This is a genomic window from Pelomicrobium sp. P1 (assembly GCF_052805615.1).
Map to the genome: position 1 here is coordinate 297,652 of NZ_JBRBEM010000001.1, position 21,427 is coordinate 319,078.

Here is a 21,427-nt window from a genome sequence, read left to right on the forward strand (position 1 = left end):
ATTCGGCGGTTGCGTATTCCACTCATCCCGGCGCCGCGCGGCCGAAATAGATGTAGCTCATCGGCCGCGGTCCTTTCGCGTATTCCGTGGCGAGCTCCAGGATGCGGAAACCCGCCCCCCGGACCAGTTCGTCCATTTTCCGGTCTAGGTTACAGCCGCCGGCGAGCTTGTTCCACAGGGGGTTGAGCCGGCGCTGCCAGCGCTGGACCGAGGCTTCCGGCGCGAGCCCGTGCTCGGCGAAGAGCAGCACGCCTCCCGGTTTCAGCACCCGCCGCATTTCGGCGAGCGCCTTGAGGGGATTGGGGATGCTGCACAGGCTCCAGGTGGTGACCACGGTGTCGATGGAACGGTCATCGATCGGAATCTCCTCGGCCGAGCGGGCGAGAAGCTCCACCGGGAAAGGCGCTCCACGCACCTTTTTCTCCGCCATGCGCAGGAGCTCTTCCGACGGATCGACCGCATAGAGCCGATCCACCTGCGGCCCGTAAAAGGGCAGGTTGAGCCCGGAGCCGACCCCGACCTCCAGGGTGACGCCCCGGGCCTGGGGGAGAAGCTGGGCCCGGTAGCGGGTGGCCTCCTTGTTCCGCATCGCCAGGTCGGTGAGCCGCGGCAGGATCCACTTGTCGTAAAAACTCATGATCCCTTCCTTCGTTCCGTTTGGAAGCGATATGACCTGCCCAGATAGGCCCGGTTCGAGGTGGACAACCCGTGAGCGGGCCGTCCCTTCGCACCGGCTATTATCCGCCTATTTGACGGGCTTTATCCGATGCGCCCCAGGGCCGGGAAGGTTTCCAGCAGCCAGTAGCTGAACGCCGTGAGCTGGCCCGTCATCATGGCAATACCCATGAGCACCATGACGACGCCAGCCGCCGCCTGGAGCGGCCGGCCGGCGTGGCGCAAGGCCTTCAGTCGGCCCAGCAGCTCCCGCAGGAAGAGCGCGGAGAGCAGGAACGGCACGCCGAGGCCGAGGGCGTAGGCGGTGAGCAGCCTGACGCCCGTCGATATGGACTCCTGCATGGCGCCGGCGGTGAGGATCACGCCCAGCACCGGGCCGATGCACGGCGTCCAGCCGAAGCCGAACGCGAGCCCTAGCACGAAGGCGGCCGCGGGATGCCCCCCGGCGAGCCGAGGGTGGAAGCGCAGGTCCCGGTGAAACCAGGACACGTGGCGCATCATGCCCAGCATGAAAAGCCCAAAGACGATGATGATGGCACCGCCCACGATGTTCGCTTCATACCGGTACTGGAGCAGCAACCGGCCGAGGGCCGTGGCGCTGGCGCCTAAGGCGATGAAGACGGTGCTGAAACCCAGGACGAAGAACAGGCTCATGACCGCCGCATTCAACCGGGTGCGAGCGTCCATCTGCAGTGCTGAACCATGTAGCGACTTGCCGGCGACATAGGAAACGTAGGCGGGCACCAGCGGCAGCACGCAGGGGGAAAGAAACGAAACGATGCCTGCCACGAAGGCGGCGGTCAGGCCGATGGCGGAACTTTCGATCATGCTAGTGTCTTGTCCCGGAAATACCTCGCCGAGGGGAGGTGCTCGCAGGTGGGCCAGGAGGTCCGATCGTCATGCTCAACCTTGCACAAGTTATTTTCGGGACAGGCCACTAGGGGACCGTGTACTGAGCGTTGTATACCCGAATGACAGCCCGTCCCTTCCCAGGCGGACCCTCTCCCTGTCCCTCTCCCGCCGGGAGAGGGACCCACGGAAACTTGCGGTAACCGGGTTTCGCAGGGTGCGTAGAGCGCAGCGGAACGCGCTGCCGTGGCCTGTAAACCAGGCAGCGGTGCGCTAGAGCGCACCCTACGAGGCTCATCCTTTCCCCGTAGCGTCCGATCCGAACAGGCAGTTGCGCATCATGCCGCCGTCTTCATGCTCCAGGTTGTGGCAGTGGTACATGAAAAGTCCCGGCTCCGTGGGCGCGACGAGCACGCGCACCCGCTCGTCGGGAAAGATCAGGAAGGTGTCCTTGTAGCCCGCGTCGATCAATCCCTCCCGCAGGTCCTCGGGTATGTTCCCGCCGCTGCGTTCGAGGATGCGGAAACGCACCCCATGGATGTGGATGGGATGGGGCATGGGCATTCCCGGCCCGTCGTTGGAAAACGTCCACACGGTCCCTTCGTTCAGGGGAAGGCGCTCGTCGTCCGCGACCACCCCCATCTCGAAGCGGCGTCCGTTGAAAAAACCTCGCATGTGGCGAAACGCGAGTTGGGTGTAAATCGCATGCTTCCCTTCGCGCACATCGGACGTCGGCTCGGGGAGGCGGAGCGCTTCGCTGCGCACGCGCGCTTCGGTCGAAACGGTGAAGCGGGCGACCAGAAGCTCCTCGCCCTGGCCGGAGCCCATCATGCCTCTCATCATCCCGCCCATCATGCCGCCCATGCCACGGCCCATCATTCCACCCATCATTCCGCCCATGTCGCGGCCCATCATGCCCCCAGACATGCCTCCGGAGCCTCCACCCATCATGCCATCCATCATTCCATCCATCATCTCCAGGCCGGAAAACGCCTGGCTCACCAGGGCGACCTCCGCGCCGGCGCGGCGCTCGCCGAAGTCCTCCAGCAGCTCGACCCGCTCGAACGGCGCCAGCACCACGTACGGACGGGTCTGGGTGCCCTCCGCCGAGGAGAGGAGGCCGTTGTCGGTGGCAATGACGCGCATCGGGCGGCCGTCGGACCAGGCGAGCTTGTAGATCCGCGCGTTGGACACGTTGGCGAGCCGCAACCGGTAACTGCGAGGGGAGACCTTGAACGCCGCATCGGGCAAGCCGTTCACGAGCACCGTGTCGCCCAGCACGCCGTTCATGTCGTCCATCATCATGCGCTTGAACGCGAACTGGTTTTCCCGGCCGATGCGCCGGTCTTGGATGACCAGGCTCAACTCGTGCTCGGGCGCGGGAAGGCCGTAGGTCAGCTCCCCCCGTTCCCGCACGATCAAAAGCCCTGCCAGGCCGTAGTACACCTGCTTGCCGGTGAGCCCGTGGGGATGGGGGTGGTAGAGATAAGTCCCCGCCGGGTTTCGCACGGTGAAGTCATAGATGTATTCGCTCCCCGGGCCGACTGCGTGATGGGGATGGCCGTCGGCCACGTCCGGCACGATCATCCCGTGCCAGTGGATGATGCTGGGCTCGTTCATTCGGTTCTCGAAATGGATGCGCACCCGCTCGCCGCGCCGCAATTCCAGCGTGGGACCCAGATAGCTCGAAGCGGGGCGCACCGCGTCCCGCCGCCCTTTGAGGACTTCCGCACGATAGCGCAGCACCCTGGTCTCGGGCCCGGACCAGATCGGCTTGCGGTCCGGAGAAGCCGTGACCCGCAGCACCAGGTCGGGTTCCTCGCCGGCGAGGGCGCGTTTTACCTCGATCGGGATCGCCAGGGTCGCCGCGGAGGCGGCGGTGGTCAACAGAAATCGGCGTCGCGTCCACATGGCATCTATCTCCTTCCGTTATTCAGGGCTTGGGCCTCTTTGGACGAGCTGCCTGCGCTGCCGGCGGCGCCGGTGCAGCAGGAACCCTCCGATGCCCAGAGCTGCGAAACCCGCTCCCAGCGCCGCCTGGAAAAAGACACCGCCCGGCCAGGATGGCTTGCGCTCCGACGGGCTGCCGGCGGCGGTCGGGGCGGCCGCCGAAGCGGCAGCGGGACCGTGATGGTCCGGGTAGAGCAGCGTGTTGATGAATGCGGTCACGCTGAGCGGCTGGACCTTGAGGCCGTGAAAGCGAGCCCGCAGGATTCCCGCTTGATCGATGACGTGGGTGACCACACCGTGCATCTGGAGGCCCTCCGCCGCCTGGGTGAACTCCAGCCCGTAGGCTTTGGCAAGCTGAATCCCGGTGTCGGGCTTTCCGGCGCCCCGGTACAGGAACACCCAATTGGCGGGGTCGAGGCCGTGGGCCTTGCCGTGGGCGCGCATGAGCTGGGCGGTGGCCGCGGCGTCCTCGGTGTCGGTCGCAACCGTGATGAACTGCACCTGGTCGCGCATCAGCGTGGTGTTGACCTGCTCCTGGATCCGGGCGATCAGCTCGCTGTGCAGCGGGCAGACGTCGGTGCAGCGCGAGTAGATGAAGTTGAGAACCACCACCTTGCCGCGGAAATCGGCGAGGGCGACTTTCCGGCCGGACGGGTCTTCCAGGGCGAAGCCCGGCGCTTCCCGGTCCGCGAGCTGGAGGTAGGGCTCCTTTTCCCGCAGCTCCCGCAGCACTTCGTCGGGGGAGTGGGCCCGAGCGGAAAACGCGGCGAAGAGCCCGAGGCTCAGAAGCAATACGGTCAATCGAATCATCACGGATTCACGATTCGCGAGCGCCGTCCTTCAAGTAGCGCCGGATGCGCTCCACGACCTCGGGTTTGTCCCATTCCACGGGCCCCACCACGCGCCAGAGCTCCCGCCCTTTGCGGTCCACCAGCAGCGTCGTGGGAAGCCCGACCGCGCCCAGCGCCGCCATCGCCTCCGCGCTAGCGTCCACGTAGATCTTGAGATGGCGAAGATCCATTTCGTCGAAGAAACTTTGCACCGCGAAGAGGCCTCCCCGGTCGATGGACAGGGCCACCACCTCGAAGTCCGGGCCGCCGAGCTTTTCCTGCAGCCGGGCAAGGCTAGGCATCTCCTTGCGGCAGGGCGGGCACCAGGTGGCCCAGAGGTTGAGCAGGATCACGCGCCCGCGGAAATCGGCGAGGGCGCGCGGCTTGCCGTCTGCGTCGACGAAGCGCAGCGGCGGCACGGGACGCCGGGCCTCGACGGGGGCGAATCCCGGGAGTTTTCCGTCGGCGGCGACTTCCGGGGTCGGATCGCCGCGGGTCTCGTCCCGCGCCGTGCTCAATTCGCGAACCACGCCCGCGACCGAGAGGCCGAGCACGGCCAGGCCCGCCGCGATGAGCCCGGTCCTGTTCACGGCGAGCCTCCCGGGCGCGGATTCGAAGCGCCCGCGGAGGCTGCTTCGGCCTGCAGCCGGGCGATCAGCGGGCGAAGCTTTTGTTCCAGGACTTCGGGGGTGATGGGCCCGATGTGCTTGTAGGCGATCCGGCCGTTGGGGTCGATCAGGAACGTCTCCGGCACTCCGTAGACGCCCCAGTCGATGGCGACCCGGCCGTCGAGATCCGCGCCGGTGCGGGTATAGGGATCCCCCAGAGTGTCCAGCCAGGCGGCCGCGTCGTCCGGCCGGTCCTTGTAGTTGAGCCCGTGGATAGGGATAAGGCCTTCGCGCTGGAGTTGCAAAAAAATGGGGTGCTCGATCCGGCAAGCGACGCACCAGGAGGCGAAGACGTTGACCAGGGACACCTCGCCCTTGAGGTCGCGGCTCGCGAGCCCCAGCGAGCGGCCCTTCACCGGCGGCAGGTCGAATGGAGGCACCGGCTTGCCGACGAGGGGCGAAGGAATCTCCCGCGGATCGCGGGTCAAACCGACCGCGAACAAGGTGACGATTCCCGCAAACAGCGCCACGGGTACGAGCGCGGTCCAGCGCAGCGCGCGGCGCGGCTGGGCGGCGGGGGTGCTGCCGGCGTTATTCGCTTTAGGGGTCATTCGCGTCTATGGGCACTGGTTCTTGACGAAGGCCGAGATCTCGGCCGGGTCCGAAAACACCACGAAGGCCCGGTCGCCCATCATGCCGGCGCCGAACAGCACTGGTTGGCCCTTCCTGGGTCCCCGATCGCTGGAATCGGTCTTGAACCGCAGGTTGAATTCCCAGATGGGAAACGTCTCGCCGTCGGCGGTGGTGACGTGGTAGGTGTCGCGGCAGTAGCGGATTTCCTTGACCAGGCTCTCCGGGTCGGCCTTCTTGAGATCGGCAAGCCGAGGCGCCTGCATCATGCCGCCTCTGCCGGTCGGGGCGGAAGCCGCTTTGCCCTCGGAGGCCGCCTTCAGATAGGCGATCAGGTCGGCGCGCACGCGGGCGTCGGGGATGCCGCGGAAGGTCATGAGGTTGCCTGGAATGAGCTTCGCTGGATCCTGTAGCCAAACGTCCAGGGTCTTTTCGTCCCACACCACGCCGGAATCCTTGAGCGCCTTGGAGTAGCGCTGGAAACCTTCCACCGTCGCCGCTTTGCGCCCGAAGACATCGGCCAGGCTCGGGCCCGTCAGGTGCTGTCCCGGCTCGATGGAGTGGCACGCTGCGCAGGCGCGGAAGGCCTGGGCGCCCCGGGCGGGATCGCCCGCGGCATCGGCATCCGCGGGAACGGCGGTACCGAGGAGCGCCAGGCTCAGCGCGGCGGGCAGCCAGAGCGTGTTCATCGTGTTTCTCCTCTCCTCTTTCGCGACGCTGCTCCCGGCCGGCTGGATTCGGTTTCCCAGGAAAAGGCGGCGCGCGATCCATAGGGAAGCCGCCGGCACCACGAGCCACTGGGCGAGGGGCGACAGGCCCACCTCCAGGTGCGGCACGACGGGCATCAGCTCCGAATAGGCCCAGCTCTTGCGCACGGCGGTGTTGAGCCACTCGCTATAGACGGTGTAGCCCGTACCGGCGGTCACCGCGACCGCGGTCACCCAGGGCCAGCGCCATTGGGGCAGCGCTCCGGCGCGGGTGAGGAGGAGGGCGGTGAAGAGGGCCGAGAGGCCGATCAGCACGTCGCCGCCGGTGCAATGGGCGACGGCGAAGGCGATCTCGGGCAGGGCCGACGCCCACAGGGTGTAGAGGGGGAGCTGGGCGACCTCCCAGGCGAGGCTCAGCGCCGCCAGGGTGGGGACGTAGGCAAGAAAAATGAAGCGCCACGATTGCAGGTCCCGGACCCAGCGCGGCGCGAAAAGCGCTTCGAAGGCGCTGCGACTCGTCATTTCACCTCCTGCTCCGCCAGGGCTTCCTTGCGCCACTCGATGACTTTCGGTGACCAGCGGCTCTCGATGAAGGCCAACGCCGCCCGGATCTCTTCGTCGGAGAGGATGTCCTTGAACGCTGGCATGTCGCTCTGGTAGCCGGGGGGCGCGTAGGGCGGGACGAGCCCGTGCTTGACGATGCCGAAGAGCACGGGCTCGGGGTGATGCCAGGTGTGGCCCGAGTCGTCATGGGGCGGGGCGGGCATGCGCCCGTCTGGACGACGGCGCTGCCAGTCGGGCTGGCCTTCCAGGTTGGCGCCATGGCAGGCGGCACAGTGGCGGTCGTAAACGCTCTTTCCAAGGGCCACCAGAGCTGCGTCCGCCCCTGGGGCCGCGGTCGTGCCCTGGCGGGATCCCTCCGCACGGGGCGCGTCGGAACGCGGCCACCTCGCCTCCGGCGCGTCCGGGCGCGTCGCCCAGTAGGCGAACGCGACAAACCCGGCGGCGAAGGCAATGATCCCGCCGGCGATCAACCGGGAGATCCACTTCGGAAACGGCGGCTTCTCGGTTTCGCTCATGGCGCAAGCTCCCGGACTGGAATGCCTGGACTCACAAGGTGCGTCCCCGGTCGGCGATCTGGGTCCACGTCTTGCCCCCATCCCGGGTGAGATAGACGCTGCGCTCGAAGGTGGCGATGGCGTATTCGTCCCGGCGCTTGGGGTTCTGGGCGATGTAGGCCACGGCGTCCCGCGTGAGCGGGGGCAGGGTCACGGGCTTTTTCCCGCGGGTTGCCAGATCCACCTGGGTGAGGGCCGGCTGGCCGTGGAAAGTCGCGGCCCACAGGCGCTTGCCGTCCAGGTCGAAGAACACGGCGAGACCTTGGACTCCCGTCATCACTGGCTCGAAGGTGGCGCCGGCATCCTTCGAGAGGAAGATCCCGCTTTGGGTCGCGGCGGCCACCGTCTTGGGATCGCTCGGATGCACGGCGAGGCCGATGACGTCCCCGGCGAGCCCCTTGGCTTCAGCGGGGCGCCAGGCGAAACCGTCGTCCAGGGTGTAGTGGAGGCCGCGCCGGGGCATGCGCGAATTGGGGTGCGGGTTGTAGACATAGACCGCGTTGGTTTCGTACCCGGTGGCGAGCACGTGAAAATCGGATTCCCCTTCCAGGCCGAGGCGCTGCCAGCTCTTGCCGTCGTCGTCGCTGCGGATGAGGCCGAACGGGTTCTTGAACCCGGTCCCGGGGGCCGGGTGCCCGCTGCTGTAGAACCGCTCCCGGGTGGCCGAGAAGCCCATGTAGTCGTGTTGCGGTCCGGGGGCCTTGGCCCAATGCCCTTCGTTATAGATCGCAAGGCCGTGATGGCTCGGGATGTAGAGCCGCGTACCGTCGGCGCTGTAGGCAAGGCCGTGCACGTGGGTGAGGGTGACGCCGGACTGGGCGGAAACCGCCCCCGGCAGGGCCAAGGCGAGGGCCGCGATGAACGGCAGAACCAAGGGCCCGAAGAAGGGTTTTCGTTTTTTCATCAAAGATGCTCCCATCGATGGAGTGACATCCGTCAATGCCTGGATGCTCCCCGCAGGTCCCGCTTCTTTCGGGAACGTCGGGCAAGCGTCCGGGAAGGGACGACGAAGACGCTGCGCGCGCGAGCACAGACCGCGGGCGTAGGGTAACCGCGCGCCCCCCAGGCTAACTGAGGTAGCGGTGCAGGCGGATGGGGATGGGGACTTCGGAACGGGGGCTTGCCAAAGGCGGCCGGGCACCGGCTTCGGGCCTCGGCAAGGGGTGCGCGGCCCACGCCACGAGCAGGGGCGGGACGAGATTCGCCGACGGCAGCTCCATGGGCACACCTGGCTCCAGGCCGTAGGGATTGGCCAGGCAATCGGCGGGCTTCGGAGCATGGTCGCAGCACGGGGCCGTGGCCAGGTCGGGAGCGCCGCCAGCCGCCTGGGCGGCCGCCGCTGACGGTGCACTGCCCAGGATGGCCAGGCAAATCTGGGCCGCCAGGCCCGTCTGCACAACGAGCAACAGGCCCAGCACCGCGAGCGTACGGTGGAAAATCCGGGGGAAAGGCCGGCGTTTCATTGCCCTGTAAGACTCAGCGATTGTTCCGTGAGTTCATGGGTGAGCTGAATTTTAACCCGCAATTTCACAAAGGGCCGGTATTTCAGCTTCTTTTTGGATAGAGATTTCGGACTCCCCTGAACTGGACCAGCGACGTTACGGCGCACCAGTATGGTGCACAAGGGGTAAACGATGCACCAGGATGGCCAGACCCATCCACCCCGGTCCCCGCCAAGCGGACCGTGAATGTTCACAACTTCCTGTATTTTTGAGAGAAATAAACCGGAGAGGGGAATGGCACGGGGCATGCTCATGGAGGTTCAGAACCCGTTCAAGTGGCCGGTGTCCGCCGATGCGTCTCTTTACTTTGTCTGCCGCTCCCTTGAGCTTGCTTTTGGCCAGTTCCTTGGCGTGGAGCGAGCCGGTTTCCTCTACCTCGGGAGTTGGCGGCGACGGTTTAGTTATTCAGGTCGAGGCGGGGGATTGGGGAACGGCAAGCCGGGATGTTGTGGAGGTGCTGCTTTATTCGGTGGCCAAGGAGCTGTGGGTGTTTTTCCCTGGGCATGCGTTGGCACCGATTCGGGTCATCCCCGGTTCCGGCAACCCGAAGGTGTACTACGAGAAGAGCACCCGGGGTGAATACGTGGTCCAGCTCACCGCCAGGAACCGGCGCTGGGCCCAGTACGCCTACCAGTTCGCCCACGAGTTCTGCCACGTGCTGTCCAACTTCGAGCGCAAAGAATTCCGCCACGGCGATCCAGTCGCGCCCAACCAGTGGTTCGAGGAATCCCTGTGCGAGGCGGCGGCGCTGTTTACGCTCAAGCGCATGGCGGTCCGGTGGGCGTCGGAGGCGCCCTACCCGCACTGGGCGGGCTACGCCCCGGCGCTACGGGAGTATGCGGACCGGCTGCAGAGCGAGCCTCACCGCCACGCGGTGCGGGCCATGGACCTCGCGGCCTGGGTGGCGCAGCGGGAACAGGCGTTGCGGGAGGACCCCTACCGGCGCGATGACAACGAGGTCTGCGCCAATGCGCTGTTGCCGTTGTTCGAGTCCAACCCCGCCCGCTGGGAAGTGCTGCGTTACCTCAACAGCCATCCGGGCGAAGCGTCCAAGCCGTTCGTTGAATACCTGGCCGGCTGGCATCGGGCCGTACCCGAGAAGCACCGCCGATTCCTGCAGCAAGTATCCGCCCTGCTGGTGCCCGGTGCCGTCCCTGGGACGCGAATGGACATGGCTTCCTCCGAGCGGGCGGCACAGGGCGGCATGCATAACTGACGCTCGGGCCCGGCACAGGGGCTCGGTCTCCCCGGAAAGAAGCGCGGCGCGGGGCAAACCCCACGCCGCGCTGTCGGCGGTTACAGAACCCCTGGAGGCTCAGTAGCTGTAGGCGTTTTTCGGGTGGACGCGCTTAAACAGCTCCTTTCCAGGAACCCCTTCTTTCGCCTCCCGGGTGTCACCGGCGCGGCCTTCGGCCGCGGGTCCGGTGCCCCGGGTCGCTTCGACTGTTTGATGCTTGGCTTCTTTCGCTTTCATGGCGCGGTGCAGCTCCATCATCTGGGATTCGTCACGACCGGCCAGAGCTGCTGCCGATGCGAAGCCGGCGGCGGCGATGACGGAAAGAAGAATAAGGCGTTTCATGATTCAGCCTCCGATTGGAAAAGCAAGGGAGCTACCTGCCCATCGGCGGGGGACTCGCTCTTGGACCCCTCACGTCGACCGACGGTCTCTTGTCGAGTAGCCTGGGCCGGCGATCAAAGCCCGGCGCTCGGGCGGCGAGGAGGATGTCGAGGAATTTCGGCGATGTGCTGGGGTCCGCCGAAGGCGGGCGCTGGCATCGCAGAAACAACGTGTTGCGGGAGAGGGCTCGCGTTTTGAGGCGGGGCGAAGGATGCGCCGCACGAGACGCAGGGCCCCGGCTGCGCGCACGGCGCCCCTGGAACGTTCCCCGGTTCCTGGCAACCCTGGCAAGGGATTGCAGCGGTCAGGGCGATGGCTGTCTTCCCATCCCCATGGCCGCCCTGGCAGGCCATGGCGCCCATGCTCCCCCACGCAACCGACAACCAGGCGGCGAGCGCGAACGCTATCGTTATCTTTCTACCGGTGCGGGACATGAACCTTCCCTTGCAGGATTAGACTCGGGCCCCCCCGCTCGGTTCGTGAGACGAGCGCATGCGCCGGCGGAAGCAAATCCCGCTGCCGGCGGCAGAGAGGGGGGTTGATGCGGAAGGAATTCCATGGGGAGCCTGCACGCCTGGTTTCGCTCGCTTGGATGCCTCCTATAAGTCGGCAGGGGCTACCTCGGACCGGGTGCGAATGTGGAACACTTTATCCACCGGAAGGACGGCCACGATGCCGTCGCCCGGAACCCCTGTGTGGGCGGCTTCCATGATGGCAGCGGTCACGGCCTCCGCCTTCGTCTTTTCGGTAAACCCCGCCTCATTGGTTGGACTCGTTCAGGAGGCCTGCCGGTGGAGGGCGAATGCCTTCACCAGCGCATAAATCGCGGGGATCACGATCAGCGTGAGGATGGTGGCGGAGACCATGCCGCCCACCATGGGCGCGGCGATGCGGCGCATGACCTCTGAACCGGTGCCGCTGCCCCACATGATCGGCAAAAGGCCCGCCGTGATGGCAAACACCGTCATCATGATGGGCCGCACCCGCAGCAGCGCCCCTTGTATCACGGCGTCGTGGACATCGGTCGCGCTTATCCGCTCCCCCGCGGCCTGGCGCCTCTGGGTTATCGCCCGCAGTGCGTGGTCCATATAAATCAATATGATCACGCCAATCTCCGCTGCTACCCCCGCGAGGGCAATGAACCCCACCGCCACCGCCACGCTCAGGTTGTAGCCCAGGAGGTACATGAGCCAGATCCCGCCCACCAGCGAGAAGGGCACCGAGAGCATGACGATCAGGGTTTCCGTGAGCCGCTTGAAGTTGAAGTACAGCAGGAGAAAGATGATCACGAGGGTCAGCGGAACGACGATGGAAAGCCTTTGCTTGGCCCGCTCCATGTACTCGAACTGGCCGCTCCAGGTGGCGTAATAGCCGGGGGGGAACTTGACCTTTTCGAGGACCGCTTTCTGCGCGTCGGCCACGTAGCCGCCGATGTCGCGGTCGCGAATGTCCACGAAGATATACGCCGCCAGCAGCGCGTTCTCGGTGCGGATGCTGGGCGGCGCCTTGATCAGCTTGACGCTCGCCACCTGCCCCAAGGGGATCATGGCGCCGCCCATGATGGGCACCAGCACCTGGGTGGCGATCTTCTGGGGATCGTCGCGCAGCTCGCGAGGGTAACGCACGATGACCCCGAAGCGCTCGAGACCCTCCACTGTGGTGGTCACCATCTCGCCGCCCAGCGCAGCGCCGATCACCTCCTGTAAATCGCCCACCGTCAGGCCGTAGCGGGCGAGGGCCAGGCGGTCGGGCACGATGTCCAGGTAATAGCCGCCGGTGACCCGCTCGGCGTAGGCGCTGGTGGTGCCGGGTACCGTTTTCACCACGGTCTCGATTTCCTTCGCGATCTTCTCGATTTCAACCAGATCCTTGCCGAACACCTTGACCCCGATGGGGGTGCGGATGCCGGTCGAGAGCATGTCGATGCGCGCCTTGATGGGCATGGTCCAGGCGTTGGAGACACCGGGAATCTGCAACGCCCGGTCCATCTCCGCGATCAGCTTGTCGACGGTCATGCCGGGTCGCCATTCGGACTCCGGCTTCAGGTTGATGACGGTCTCGAACATCTCCAGCGGCGCCGGGTCGGTGGCGCTGTTGGCGCGGCCCGCCTTGCCGAACACCGAGGCCACCTCGGGGAAGCTCTTGAGGATTTTGTTCTGGGTCTGCAGCAGTCTGGCGGACTCGGTGACCGACAGCGCCGGGAGGGTGGTCGGCATGTAAAGCAGCGATCCTTCGTTGAGCACGGGCATGAACTCGCTGCCCAGTTTCATCGCGGGATAGGCGGTGACCGCGAGCGCCGCCACCGCGGCGACGATGGTGAGCTTCTTCCAGCGCAAGGCCCAGCCGATGACCGGGCGATAGGCCCAGTGCAAGAACCGGACGATGGGGTTTTTGTGCTCCGGCGGGATGCGGCCGCGGATGAACAGCAGCATCAGCACCGGGACCAGGGTGATGGACAGGAAGGCGGCTCCGGCCATGGCGAAGGTCTTGGTGTACGCCAGCGGCTTGAAGAGCCGGCCTTCCTGGGCTTCCAGCGCGAAAACGGGCAGGAACGAAACGGTGATGATCAGCAGGCTGAAGAACAGGGCGGGTCCCACTTCCCGGCAGGCCACGATGATCGCTTCCAGGCGGGACGCCTTGGGATCCAGACGCTCGAGATGCTTGTGGGCATTCTCGATCATGACGATCGCCGCGTCCACCATGGCGCCGATGGCGATGGCAATGCCGCCCAGGCTCATGATGTTGGAATTGAGCCCCATCCAATACATGGCGATCAGCGCGATCAGGATGCCGATGGGCAACATGACGATAGCCACCAGCGCGCTGCGCGCGTGCATCAGGAAGATGATGCACACCAGCGCAACGATGAGGCTTTCCTCGATCAGCGTGTTACGCAGGTTCTCGATGGCCCGGTGGATCAGGTCAGAGCGGTCGTACACGGCTTGCAGCGACACGCCCTGCGGCAGGCCGGAGGAGATTTCCTCCATTTTCGCTTTCAGATTGTGGATCACGTCCAGCGCGTTCTGGCCGTAGCGGGCGACCGCGATGCCTGCCACCACTTCTCCTTCGCCATTCAGCTCGGCGAGGCCACGGCGCTCGTCCGGCGCCAGTTCGACCCGAGCGATGTTGCCGACCAACACCGGCGCGCCTTTCTCTGCCTTGACCACCAGGTTCTCGATGTCTGAAATGTCGCGCAGATAGCCTCGGCCCCGCACCACGTATTCGGTCTCCGCCATCTCGATCACCCGGCCGCCCACGTCCCGGTTGCTGTCGCGGATGACCTGGGAGACCCGGGACAGGGGGATGCCGTAGGCCTGGAGCTTGCGAGGGTCCACGGTGACCTGATAGGTCTTGACGAAACCGCCCACGCTCGCCACTTCAGCCACTCCCTGGGCCTTGGTGAGCTGGTAGCGCAGGAACCAGTCCTGGAGGGTGCGCAGCTCCGCCAGGGTGCGCTGCGCGCCGATCACGGCGTACTGGTAGACCCAGCCTACCCCGGTGGCGTCGGGCCCCAGGGACGGCGTTACGCCCCGCGGCAGGCGCCCGGAGACGTAGTTGAGATATTCCAGAACCCGCGAGCGGGCCCAATAGATGTCGGTCCCGTCCTCGAAGATGACGTAGACGAAGGAGGCGCCGAACATGGAAAGCCCGCGCACCACCCTGGACTTAGGAACGGCCAGCATGGCCGTCGTGAGGGGATAGGTGACCTGGTCCTCTACCACCTGGGGCGCCTGGCCCGGGTACTCGGTGTAGATGATCACCTGCACGTCGGAAAGATCCGGGATCGCGTCCAGCGGCGTCTTGATCGCCGTATAGATACCCGCCGCGACGAGGAAGAACGTGCCGAGGAGGACCAGGAACACGTTGCGCACGGACCACTCGATGATGCGGTTCAGCATTTCAATGCCCCTTGTGGCCGGAAATGGGGCCGCTGGCGGCGGGGCTGGCGCCCGCCGGCTGGATGCGGGCGATGACATACTCGCCGCCTGCTTCCTCCACCAGCTCGAAGGCGATCTTCTGGCCTGGTTTCAGGCTCTGGAGCAACGCCGGATCCTTGACGCGGAAATCCATGGTCATTGCCGGCCATTGGAGGCTGTCGATCGGGCCATGGGCGAGCTTCACCATGGCGCGGGAGAGATCTATCGTCTTGATGCTGCCTTCGCCGCGGTGAGCGGCGGGTGAGGGCGCTGCGGCAGGTGCGGCGGGTTTGACCTGCCCGTCTTCTCCCGGCTTGGAACCATGGGCGCCGTGGCCGAAGGCGCCGAGGGCCGCTTTCAGATTGCTCTCGGCGTCGATCAGGAAGTTGGCGCTGACCACCACGCGCTCGCCTTCTTTGATCCCTTCGAGCACTTCCGCGTAGCCGTCGGCCCGCGCTCCCAGCTTCACCTCCCGGGGCTCGTACAGCCCTTCACCCCGCTCGACCAGCACGACTTGACGTACCCCGCTGTCCAGCACTGCGGAATCGGGAACGGCGAGGACCTTGGCCTTGTTGGGACTGGATATGATCTCCACCCGGGCGTACATGGCAAGCTTGAGCAGGCCGCCGGGGTTAGGCAGCTCGATGCGCACTTTGGCGGTGCGTGTCTCGGGGGCGACCGTAGGATAGATGAACACCACCTTGCCGCCGAACACCTTGTCCGGGTAGGCGTCGATGCGGATTCTGGCGGGTTGCCCCAGGCGCACCAGGGCTAGGTCCTGCTCGAAAACGTCCACTAGGAGCCATACCGAAGCCAGGTTGGCGATGCGGTACAGCACTTCGCCTGGCATGAAGCGCATGCCCTGCAACGCGGGCTTTTCCAGCACCACACCGTCGACCGGCGAGCGCAGCGTGAGGAACTGGGTGACCTGGCCATCCCGTTGCAGGCGCAGCAACTCTTGCTCGGAGATGTCCCAGTTGCGCAGCCGCTGCAGGGTGCTCTCGACGAGCCGCTGCATGCTCTCCTGAATCTCCGGGGCGCCCTCCTTGACTGCTTGCAGACCTTTCCAGGCGATCAGGTACTCCTGCTGGGCGGTGATCAGGTCCGGGCTGTAGACGTCCATCAGGGGCTGGCCGCGCCGGACCGGTTCCCCGGTGGCGTTCACGTGGAGCTTCTGTATCCAGCCCTCGAACTTGGGGGTGACGGTGTAGAGCTGGCGCTCGTTCGCTTCCAGCGCCCCCACTGCCCGCACCGTCCGCTGGAGCTCGCGCGCTGCCGCGGCTTCGGTTTTGACCCCCAGCTTCTGCACCCTGTCCAGGCTGATCTTGACCAGCGCCTCGCCCCCCTCGGGTTCTTCGCCTTCGTAGACCGGGATGTAGTCCATTCCCATGGGGTCCTTTTTCGGCACCGGCGAGATGTCCGGAAGGCCCATGGGGTTGCGGTAGTAGAGGATCCTCCGCTCCGGCTGGGCTGGGGAATGCTGGGACGCGCCCTGAACCGCAGGCGCCGCCTGCCTGTTCGCTCCCCACCAATAACCGGTTCCCAGGGCGGTGGCCGCCAGGGCCAGCATTGTCGTCGCGATTGCGATCGGTTTCACGATTCATCTCCAGTCGGGATCAAGTGCTCTAGAACGCCTGTTTGCCGGTCAGGAAATCGACCTCCGCCAGCGCCTTGCGATAGCCGACGAGGGCCGTGGCATGGGCGATCTCGAAGTTGAAGACCGTCATCTGGTTGTCCAGCAGGGTGAAAAAATCCACCCGGTTGACTCTGTACGCGGCGAGGGCGGCCTCCACGGCGAGCCGGGCCTGGGGCAGGATCCCGGTCTCGTAAAGCCGGGCCGAGCGAAGGTTTTGCTCTGCAGCGGCCACCTGCTGGCGCAGCCTGGCGGTGAGCTCGTTAAGCTGTGCCTCGTACATTTCCGATGCCTGTTCCCGCATGGCTACGGCCTCGGCGACGCGCGGGGCCCGCTTGGTTTCGCGCCACACCGGCAGGTTGATGGCGACAGTGAGGCTCACCATGTCCTCGCGGGGAGCCCCGTCCGGCATCCGGTCACGCTGGCCGTAGGAGAGCCGCACGTCGAAATCCGGGTAATACTCCTGGCGGGCGAGATCGAGCGCCTTTTCGCTGCGGGCGATGAGGCTTTGCAGGGCGAGAAGCTGGGGGCGGCCCTTTATTGCCATCTCCCGCAACGCTTCCGGTTGCAATGCCGTCTCCTGGAGGGGGGGCATCTCCGGCAGCAGGGCCAGAGAACCCGGTTTGCGGCCCAGGGCCCGGCCGAGCTCGGCTTCGATCGTCTCCCGTTCGCGGGCCAGGCGGATCAGCTCGTCGTTCATTCTCGAAAGCTGGGTTTGGGCCTTGAGCACGTCGGCCTGGCTGCCCTGTCCCACCGCGTACCGGGCCTCGGCGATCTGCAGGAATTGCTCCAGGATCCGCTTGTTCCTTTCCACCAGCCGGGCGGATTCCACGACCAGGGCCAGATCGAAGTAGGCCAGCTTGACGTCCCGGATGACCCGGTTGACAGTCTCCTGGTAGCCGTGGCCGATCGACTCCGCGTCCTTGGCGGCCAGGTCCTGGCGCAAGCGGCGCTTGCCGGGGTAGGGGAGCCTCTGGGCGAGACCGATCATTTTCATGGTCATGTCTTCGCGCCGGAAACTCAGCGATTCCGCCGGAAGATTGACGATTCCCGCCTCCAGCATCGGATCGTCGAGCGCCCCCGCGGGAAGAACCCGTTGCTGCGCCGCCTCCCACTCCCGCCGCGCCGCCTGGATCTCGGGGTTGTTTTCGAGCGCTTCCGCGACGAGTTGAGCGATGAGGACTGGCTTCTGTGGGGCCTGTTCACGGCCGTCCGCGCGGGCGAGCTGCCCGGGTGTCGCGCTTCTCAGGTGATCGAAAAGGCCGTCGGCGGCTTGCTGCGCGCGGGAAGCCACAGGCAGCGCCGTCGCCGCCAGCAGCACCACCGCCATCCACTTGTGCTTCATTTCGTTTCTCCCCGACGATCTCCTTCGGTCCGGAATACGTGCAGCCTGCAGCGATCGCTCGCAGGCCGCGAGGGCTAAGATCTCTTGGAGCGGGCCTGTCCGAAGGTCGGGCCAAGCGGTGCTGCTTGACCTCAGCCGGACAGGCTCGCCGTCACGCGAGGGGTGGTCGCTTGGGTGGGGAGGGTATGAATCCGCGGGGCCGCGGCATGGTGTGGTCCGCTCGGTGCTCGGTGAGCGGCACCGCGCCTAAGGTCAAAACGTCAGAGTGCAAGAAGCCGCCGGAATGGCATAGCAGGCAATTGCACAAGAGCGAGGCGGGAGCTGACTCCCGGTCGCAACCGTCCAGGTGATTCGAGTCAAGGCTGCCGTAATCGGGAGAAGCCGCCGCATGGGCATGAAAGCCATCAGGAGCCGCGCTCGCCAGCGTCCCGGCGAGCGGGAGCCAGAGTATGAGCAGCGAGGCGATCCAGATCCTCAGGCGGCGGGTCATGGCGGCGGCAGTATAGACGATCGACGGCTCAAGGGTGAATACAACCGTTCCAAACGGGCCTCTGCCAAAAGCCATCGGGCACCGCCGCGGCGCCGAGCCGGTGGGCGGGAATCATGGAATTTCTCAAGTCATAAATGAACATCGTAGCCAACGTAGCAGCATCGACCGGGTGGCGGTTTGATCTACGTCAAGTCGAAATCATGATCGAGGCTGCCGCGGCGCACCAGCCTCGGTGCTGGCCGCCTGGAGCGGGGGAAAAGTCGTGCATCATCGCGTTGCTCTACGGGAGTGGGGGCGGCTTCGAGAGCCCGAGCGCCGTCCGTCGGCCCGGGCTCGCAACTGCCAGCGCCCCGACCAAGGCCAGCGCCGCCGCGACCCAGAATGGCGCCGAGGGCATGACCTCGAACAGCACCCCCGCAGCCACGGATCCCAGGGCTTGTCCCAGACTGAACGCCGCCACCTGTTTTCCAAGCGCCGCTCCTGGGGCGTGGGCGGCGTCGAGCGACACCCAATAACTCAGCGCCGGCAGGAGCACACCCGCCCCGGCGGCGATTAAGACGATCGCTGCGGCCGCCAGCATGACGTTTTCCCCGACGGGCAGCATGGCGAGGCCAATCCCCAAGGCCGCCAGTGCTCCGGCGCTCACCCGGGTCGGGCGGAAGGTTCGCAGGAGGCGGGGAAAGATCGCGAGTTGGACCGGAATCATGACGGCCATGCAGAGCGCGAACAGGTGTCCCAGCCGAGAAGGGTCAAGGCCAAGACGCGCTTCCCCGAACAGGGAGAAGCCGACTTCGAAGGAGCCCAGGCCGTAAGTCACGAGGACCGTCACCGCCAGCGCCATCGCGAGCTTGATGTGGCTGCGACGCGGCTGCCCGAGTCTCTTTCCCGGGTCCGGCTGGCGGCAACGGGCTGTCTCGGGGACGAGGACAGCCGCTCCCGTCGCGGCGAGGGCGGTGATGCCCGCCGCAACCAGGAAAGGCAACCCGATTCCACTCTCCTGCCTGTCTCCGAGCCAGCCTCCGAGCGCCGGTCCGGCAAGGAATCCCAGCAGCGAAGCAGCGCTCACCCAGGCCAGGCGCAGGAAAGCCTGATCACGCTCGCCGCTTTCACCGGTGGCGGTGAGCGCGGCGGGCAGGACCGCGGCGGCGGCAACTCCCGCCAGCACCTGGGCCGCGATTGCAGCCGCCAGGGTTGGGGCGGCGGCGAACAGCGCGAGCGCTGGCGCATACGCCGCCATACCGCCTAGCATCATGGGCCTCCGCCCGAGGCGGTCGGAAAGCGCTCCGAGCGCGGGGGCAAAGGCGAAGAGGGCGGCCGTGTAGGCCCCCGGCAGCAATCCCGCGTACCAGGCGGCCGGAAGACCCCGACTGCCGTCCGAAAAGCGCTCGATGATCTCCGGCAGCAAGGGGATGGCGACGCCGTAGCCCATGCTTACCGCAAATGCCGTCGCCATGAGCACGATGAGCGTCCCGGGGCGTCCAGCGCCCGCCAGCGCGAAAGGCTTTGGCGCAGCCCCAGGCGATGCTCCGTTCATTGGCGATGCCCACGACGAGCCCTTTTTCCCCTTGAGACTTCCCGGGTGCATCGTTTTACTCCATGCCGGATGCAGGTGTCGAACGGGCGCTCAAGCTGTCGAACCGAGCCTCAGCAGCCAGAACGCCGGCGACCATGATGGCTGGATCCTCCGACGGGCCGTTCGCCGGGGGCTTTGGCGGCGTACTGGTCGGGCGAGGCCTCGAAACGCTGCCGGTTCACCCGTAGATCCTGCCGAAAGCGAGTTCCACGGCCTGGTCTCTGATCGCACGGTACAGGTCCAGCGTGGCCGATATCTGGGCGCTCGCCGCGCGTTCTATCATCCCATACGGGTTGTTCTCACCCGGAGGTTGGCGCTGCTGCCGCACCAGCGGCTCCAGCGCAGCTACGCCCGCCATCCACGGACTGAACTTCTCCGAGAAGAGATAGCGGCTCGTGCGCATGGGGTGCATCCACTTGAGCCACAAGGCGCTCAGCGGGTTCGCCGCCGCCTGGACCCAGGGGCTGAGGAAGGCGCTGTACAGACGCTCGTTCAATTCGGAGACCTCCCGCACCCGTTCGAATGCCCTGCGCGGGTAGTCGAAGCGGATATCCTCGATATCCCGCGCCTCGAAACGCACGGAGTACTGGGGCTTGTGGCAGTCGGGGTCTCCGGTGGGATTCAGGATCTTCATCTCGTAGAGACCCGGCGGGAGCGCTTCCAGCTCGTCCAGGCTCTCCAGGATCGCCCGGTGCTCCAGCCGGGCCACGCTCGCCGAAACGAAAATCCCGAGGTGCCCCACGTGGGGGTTGATGAGATAGACGATGCGCTGCCCGGCCGCCTTGAGGGCCTCGGTGGTGGGATAGACCGTCGGGATCCAGTTGAGCGCCTGATGGGGCGGCGTGATGTTGTCCCCATGGGAGGCGAAGATCACGAGGGGGTTGCGGATGCGCTTCAAGTCCGCAATGCAGCCCTCGCAGATGCGCATGGTGCCCTGCTCGAGCTGGTTGCCGATGAAGAGGTTCTCCACGATGGCCACGATCTCCTCGCGGCTCAGGAAATAGAACCCGTTCCACCAGCGCTCGAAGTCGAGGAAGCGCTCCCGCTCCTCGTCCACGTTGGCGAACAGGTGGTAGTACTTGTCCCACAAGGCATTGGCGGGCTTCAGGTTCTCGAAGTTCTGCACCAGCCAGGCGCCGTCGAAGCGGCCGTCGCCCAGGTCGGCGAGAAAGTGGGCCAGCCAGGCGCCGCCGACAAAGCCGCCGGCAAGCCGCATGGGGTTGACGTCGGACTCCCCCGCCCAGTAGGAAAGGGGAGAGCCGTTGAGCACCGCCGGCCCCACCAGCCCTTCGCAATCGGCGGAGAGCAGCGTCACTGCCCAGCCCGCCTGGCAATTGCCGTAGAGGGCCGGCGCTTTTCCGCCGTGACGGCGGCTCACTTCTTCCACGAAACGGCGCAGGGCGTGGAGCACGTCGGCGAGCGTCTGTCCCGGGCACGGCTCGGGAAAGAAGATCACGAAGTAGACCGGGTGGCCTTCGTGCAGCGCCATGCCCACCTCTGAATCGCGCTTGAAGCCGCCGATACCGGGACCGTGACCGGCGCGCGGGTCAATGATGATGACCGGGCGCTTCGCCTCGTCCACGCACTCTTCCAGCCGGTCGGTACCGGCGCCGGTAATGCGCAGGAGGGCGTAATTTGCCGGCTGCTCGAAGCGCCGGGCGTCCAGGATCGTCTCGTAGTCGAAGTCGAGCACGGGCGGCAGGCCCGCCTGCTCGTGGGCCAGCATGTCGTTCGCCCGTTCGCGCAGCGTGTCCAGGAACAGCAGGCTGCGCTGCCACAGGTCCACCTGGTAGCGCCAGGCCTCTTCCAGCAGATTCGGGGGCGAGAGGGGCGTGGAGGGGGTCTGGGCCGCCACCGGAGTCTCACCTGGGGCGGGAGGCGTCGCCGGCACCGGCTGGGAAGCGGATTTAACCGCTGTTTTCTTGACGGTGGTTGCCATTGCCATCTCCTTGGGTTGTGTGTCGGGGATCGCTGGGCATTGC

At 66.1% G+C, this 21,427-nt stretch carries 17 protein-coding genes and 1 pseudogene; 1 reads left to right on the forward strand and 17 read right to left on the reverse strand.

Annotated features, from left to right (window positions below; genetic code table 11):
• Positions 1-22: 22 nt before the first annotated feature.
• The 10 genes from ACUVYZ_RS01490 to ACUVYZ_RS01535 all read right to left on the reverse strand — a co-directional run bounded on the left by ACUVYZ_RS01490 (position 23) and on the right by ACUVYZ_RS01535 (position 8,830).
• Positions 23-637: a class I SAM-dependent methyltransferase gene (locus tag ACUVYZ_RS01490; protein WP_333840286.1), complete on the reverse strand. Its 615-nt coding sequence runs from the start codon at positions 635-637 to the stop codon at positions 23-25.
• A 122-nt stretch (positions 638-759) separates the two neighbouring features.
• Entirely contained in the window at positions 760-1,503 is a 744-nt protein-coding gene (locus ACUVYZ_RS01495) for a cytochrome c biogenesis CcdA family protein (protein ID WP_333840288.1), read from the reverse strand.
• A gap of 315 nt (positions 1,504-1,818) precedes the next feature.
• Positions 1,819-3,435: a multicopper oxidase family protein gene (locus ACUVYZ_RS01500; protein WP_333840290.1), complete on the reverse strand. Its 1,617-nt coding sequence runs from the start codon at positions 3,433-3,435 to the stop codon at positions 1,819-1,821.
• A gap of 18 nt (positions 3,436-3,453) precedes the next feature.
• A complete protein-coding gene (locus tag ACUVYZ_RS01505; protein WP_333840292.1) occupies positions 3,454-4,284 on the reverse strand; it encodes an SCO family protein in 831 nt (276 codons plus the stop codon).
• Between the two features lie 7 nt (positions 4,285-4,291).
• On the reverse strand, positions 4,292-4,894 hold the full coding sequence (locus ACUVYZ_RS01510) for a TlpA family protein disulfide reductase (RefSeq protein ID WP_333840294.1): 603 nt from the start codon (positions 4,892-4,894) through the stop codon (positions 4,292-4,294).
• Positions 4,891-5,523 carry a DsbE family thiol:disulfide interchange protein gene (locus ACUVYZ_RS01515; RefSeq protein ID WP_333840296.1) on the reverse strand — a complete coding sequence of 211 codons (633 nt, stop codon included), beginning with the start codon at positions 5,521-5,523 and terminating at the stop codon, positions 4,891-4,893. Before ACUVYZ_RS01515 ends, ACUVYZ_RS01510 begins: the two co-directional genes overlap by 4 nt.
• A 6-nt stretch (positions 5,524-5,529) precedes the next feature.
• Positions 5,530-6,771, reverse strand: coding sequence for a c-type cytochrome (locus ACUVYZ_RS01520; protein ID WP_333840298.1), 1,242 nt, complete (start codon positions 6,769-6,771; stop codon positions 5,530-5,532).
• Positions 6,768-7,328 carry a c-type cytochrome gene (locus ACUVYZ_RS01525; RefSeq protein WP_333840300.1) on the reverse strand — a complete coding sequence of 187 codons (561 nt, stop codon included), beginning with the start codon at positions 7,326-7,328 and terminating at the stop codon, positions 6,768-6,770. The genes ACUVYZ_RS01520 and ACUVYZ_RS01525 overlap by 4 nt, the downstream gene beginning before the upstream one ends.
• A gap of 31 nt (positions 7,329-7,359) precedes the next feature.
• Positions 7,360-8,271, reverse strand: coding sequence for a F510_1955 family glycosylhydrolase (locus tag ACUVYZ_RS01530; RefSeq protein ID WP_333840302.1), 912 nt, complete (start codon positions 8,269-8,271; stop codon positions 7,360-7,362).
• Positions 8,272-8,434: 163 nt separating this feature from the next.
• Positions 8,435-8,830, reverse strand: a complete 396-nt coding sequence (locus ACUVYZ_RS01535; RefSeq protein WP_333840304.1) for a hypothetical protein — start codon at positions 8,828-8,830, stop codon at positions 8,435-8,437.
• Positions 8,831-9,317: 487 nt separating this feature from the next.
• On the opposite strand from ACUVYZ_RS01535, the gene ACUVYZ_RS01540 reads away from it, so the two are divergent.
• Positions 9,318-10,085, forward strand: coding sequence for a hypothetical protein (locus ACUVYZ_RS01540; protein WP_333840307.1), 768 nt, complete (start codon positions 9,318-9,320; stop codon positions 10,083-10,085).
• A 99-nt stretch (positions 10,086-10,184) separates the two neighbouring features.
• Here ACUVYZ_RS01540 and ACUVYZ_RS01545 read toward each other — a convergent pair whose 3' ends face one another.
• The 7 genes and pseudogenes from ACUVYZ_RS01545 to ACUVYZ_RS01575 all read right to left on the reverse strand — a co-directional run bounded on the left by ACUVYZ_RS01545 (position 10,185) and on the right by ACUVYZ_RS01575 (position 21,390).
• Positions 10,185-10,448, reverse strand: coding sequence for a hypothetical protein (locus ACUVYZ_RS01545; RefSeq protein ID WP_333840308.1), 264 nt, complete (start codon positions 10,446-10,448; stop codon positions 10,185-10,187).
• 815 nt (positions 10,449-11,263) lie between these two features.
• Entirely contained in the window at positions 11,264-14,386 is a 3,123-nt protein-coding gene (locus tag ACUVYZ_RS01550) for an efflux RND transporter permease subunit (RefSeq protein WP_439932672.1), read from the reverse strand.
• 1 nt (position 14,387) lies between these two features.
• Positions 14,388-16,001, reverse strand: coding sequence for an efflux RND transporter periplasmic adaptor subunit (locus tag ACUVYZ_RS01555; RefSeq protein ID WP_439932673.1), 1,614 nt, complete (start codon positions 15,999-16,001; stop codon positions 14,388-14,390).
• A gap of 28 nt (positions 16,002-16,029) precedes the next feature.
• The gene (locus ACUVYZ_RS01560; RefSeq protein ID WP_439932674.1) at positions 16,030-17,382 is read right to left on the reverse strand and encodes a TolC family protein; all 1,353 of its coding nucleotides are present in this window, start codon (positions 17,380-17,382) and stop codon (positions 16,030-16,032) included.
• 770 nt (positions 17,383-18,152) lie between these two features.
• Positions 18,153-19,325, reverse strand: coding sequence for an MFS transporter (locus ACUVYZ_RS01565; RefSeq protein ID WP_439932675.1), 1,173 nt, complete (start codon positions 19,323-19,325; stop codon positions 18,153-18,155).
• 31 nt (positions 19,326-19,356) lie between these two features.
• Positions 19,357-19,440 (reverse strand): annotated as a pseudogene (locus ACUVYZ_RS01570) (enoyl-ACP reductase FabI); the annotation flags it as partial.
• Positions 19,441-19,623: 183 nt separating this feature from the next.
• Positions 19,624-21,390 carry a DUF3141 domain-containing protein gene (locus tag ACUVYZ_RS01575; protein ID WP_439932676.1) on the reverse strand — a complete coding sequence of 589 codons (1,767 nt, stop codon included), beginning with the start codon at positions 21,388-21,390 and terminating at the stop codon, positions 19,624-19,626.
• Positions 21,391-21,427 lie beyond the last annotated feature (37 nt).

What these genes read in the sequence shown, in the direction of transcription:
- ACUVYZ_RS01490 (WP_333840286.1), bottom strand. Translation starts at nt 637, where the DNA reads ATGAGTTTTTACGACAAGTGGATCCTGCCGCGGCTCACCGACCTGGCG.
- ACUVYZ_RS01495 (WP_333840288.1), bottom strand. Translation starts at nt 1,503, where the DNA reads ATGATCGAAAGTTCCGCCATCGGCCTGACCGCCGCCTTCGTGGCAGGC.
- ACUVYZ_RS01500 (WP_333840290.1), bottom strand. Translation starts at nt 3,435, where the DNA reads ATGTGGACGCGACGCCGATTTCTGTTGACCACCGCCGCCTCCGCGGCG.
- ACUVYZ_RS01505 (WP_333840292.1), bottom strand. Translation starts at nt 4,284, where the DNA reads ATGATTCGATTGACCGTATTGCTTCTGAGCCTCGGGCTCTTCGCCGCG.
- ACUVYZ_RS01515 (WP_333840296.1), bottom strand. Translation starts at nt 5,523, where the DNA reads ATGACCCCTAAAGCGAATAACGCCGGCAGCACCCCCGCCGCCCAGCCG.
- ACUVYZ_RS01520 (WP_333840298.1), bottom strand. Translation starts at nt 6,771, where the DNA reads ATGACGAGTCGCAGCGCCTTCGAAGCGCTTTTCGCGCCGCGCTGGGTC.
- ACUVYZ_RS01525 (WP_333840300.1), bottom strand. Translation starts at nt 7,328, where the DNA reads ATGAGCGAAACCGAGAAGCCGCCGTTTCCGAAGTGGATCTCCCGGTTG.
- ACUVYZ_RS01530 (WP_333840302.1), bottom strand. Translation starts at nt 8,271, where the DNA reads ATGAAAAAACGAAAACCCTTCTTCGGGCCCTTGGTTCTGCCGTTCATC.
- ACUVYZ_RS01535 (WP_333840304.1), bottom strand. Translation starts at nt 8,830, where the DNA reads ATGAAACGCCGGCCTTTCCCCCGGATTTTCCACCGTACGCTCGCGGTG.
- ACUVYZ_RS01545 (WP_333840308.1), bottom strand. Translation starts at nt 10,448, where the DNA reads ATGAAACGCCTTATTCTTCTTTCCGTCATCGCCGCCGCCGGCTTCGCA.
- ACUVYZ_RS01550 (WP_439932672.1), bottom strand. Translation starts at nt 14,386, where the DNA reads ATGCTGAACCGCATCATCGAGTGGTCCGTGCGCAACGTGTTCCTGGTC.
- ACUVYZ_RS01560 (WP_439932674.1), bottom strand. Translation starts at nt 17,382, where the DNA reads ATGAAGCACAAGTGGATGGCGGTGGTGCTGCTGGCGGCGACGGCGCTG.
- ACUVYZ_RS01565 (WP_439932675.1), bottom strand. Translation starts at nt 19,325, where the DNA reads ATGGCGACGGCATTTGCGGTAAGCATGGGCTACGGCGTCGCCATCCCC.
- ACUVYZ_RS01575 (WP_439932676.1), bottom strand. Translation starts at nt 21,390, where the DNA reads ATGGCAATGGCAACCACCGTCAAGAAAACAGCGGTTAAATCCGCTTCC.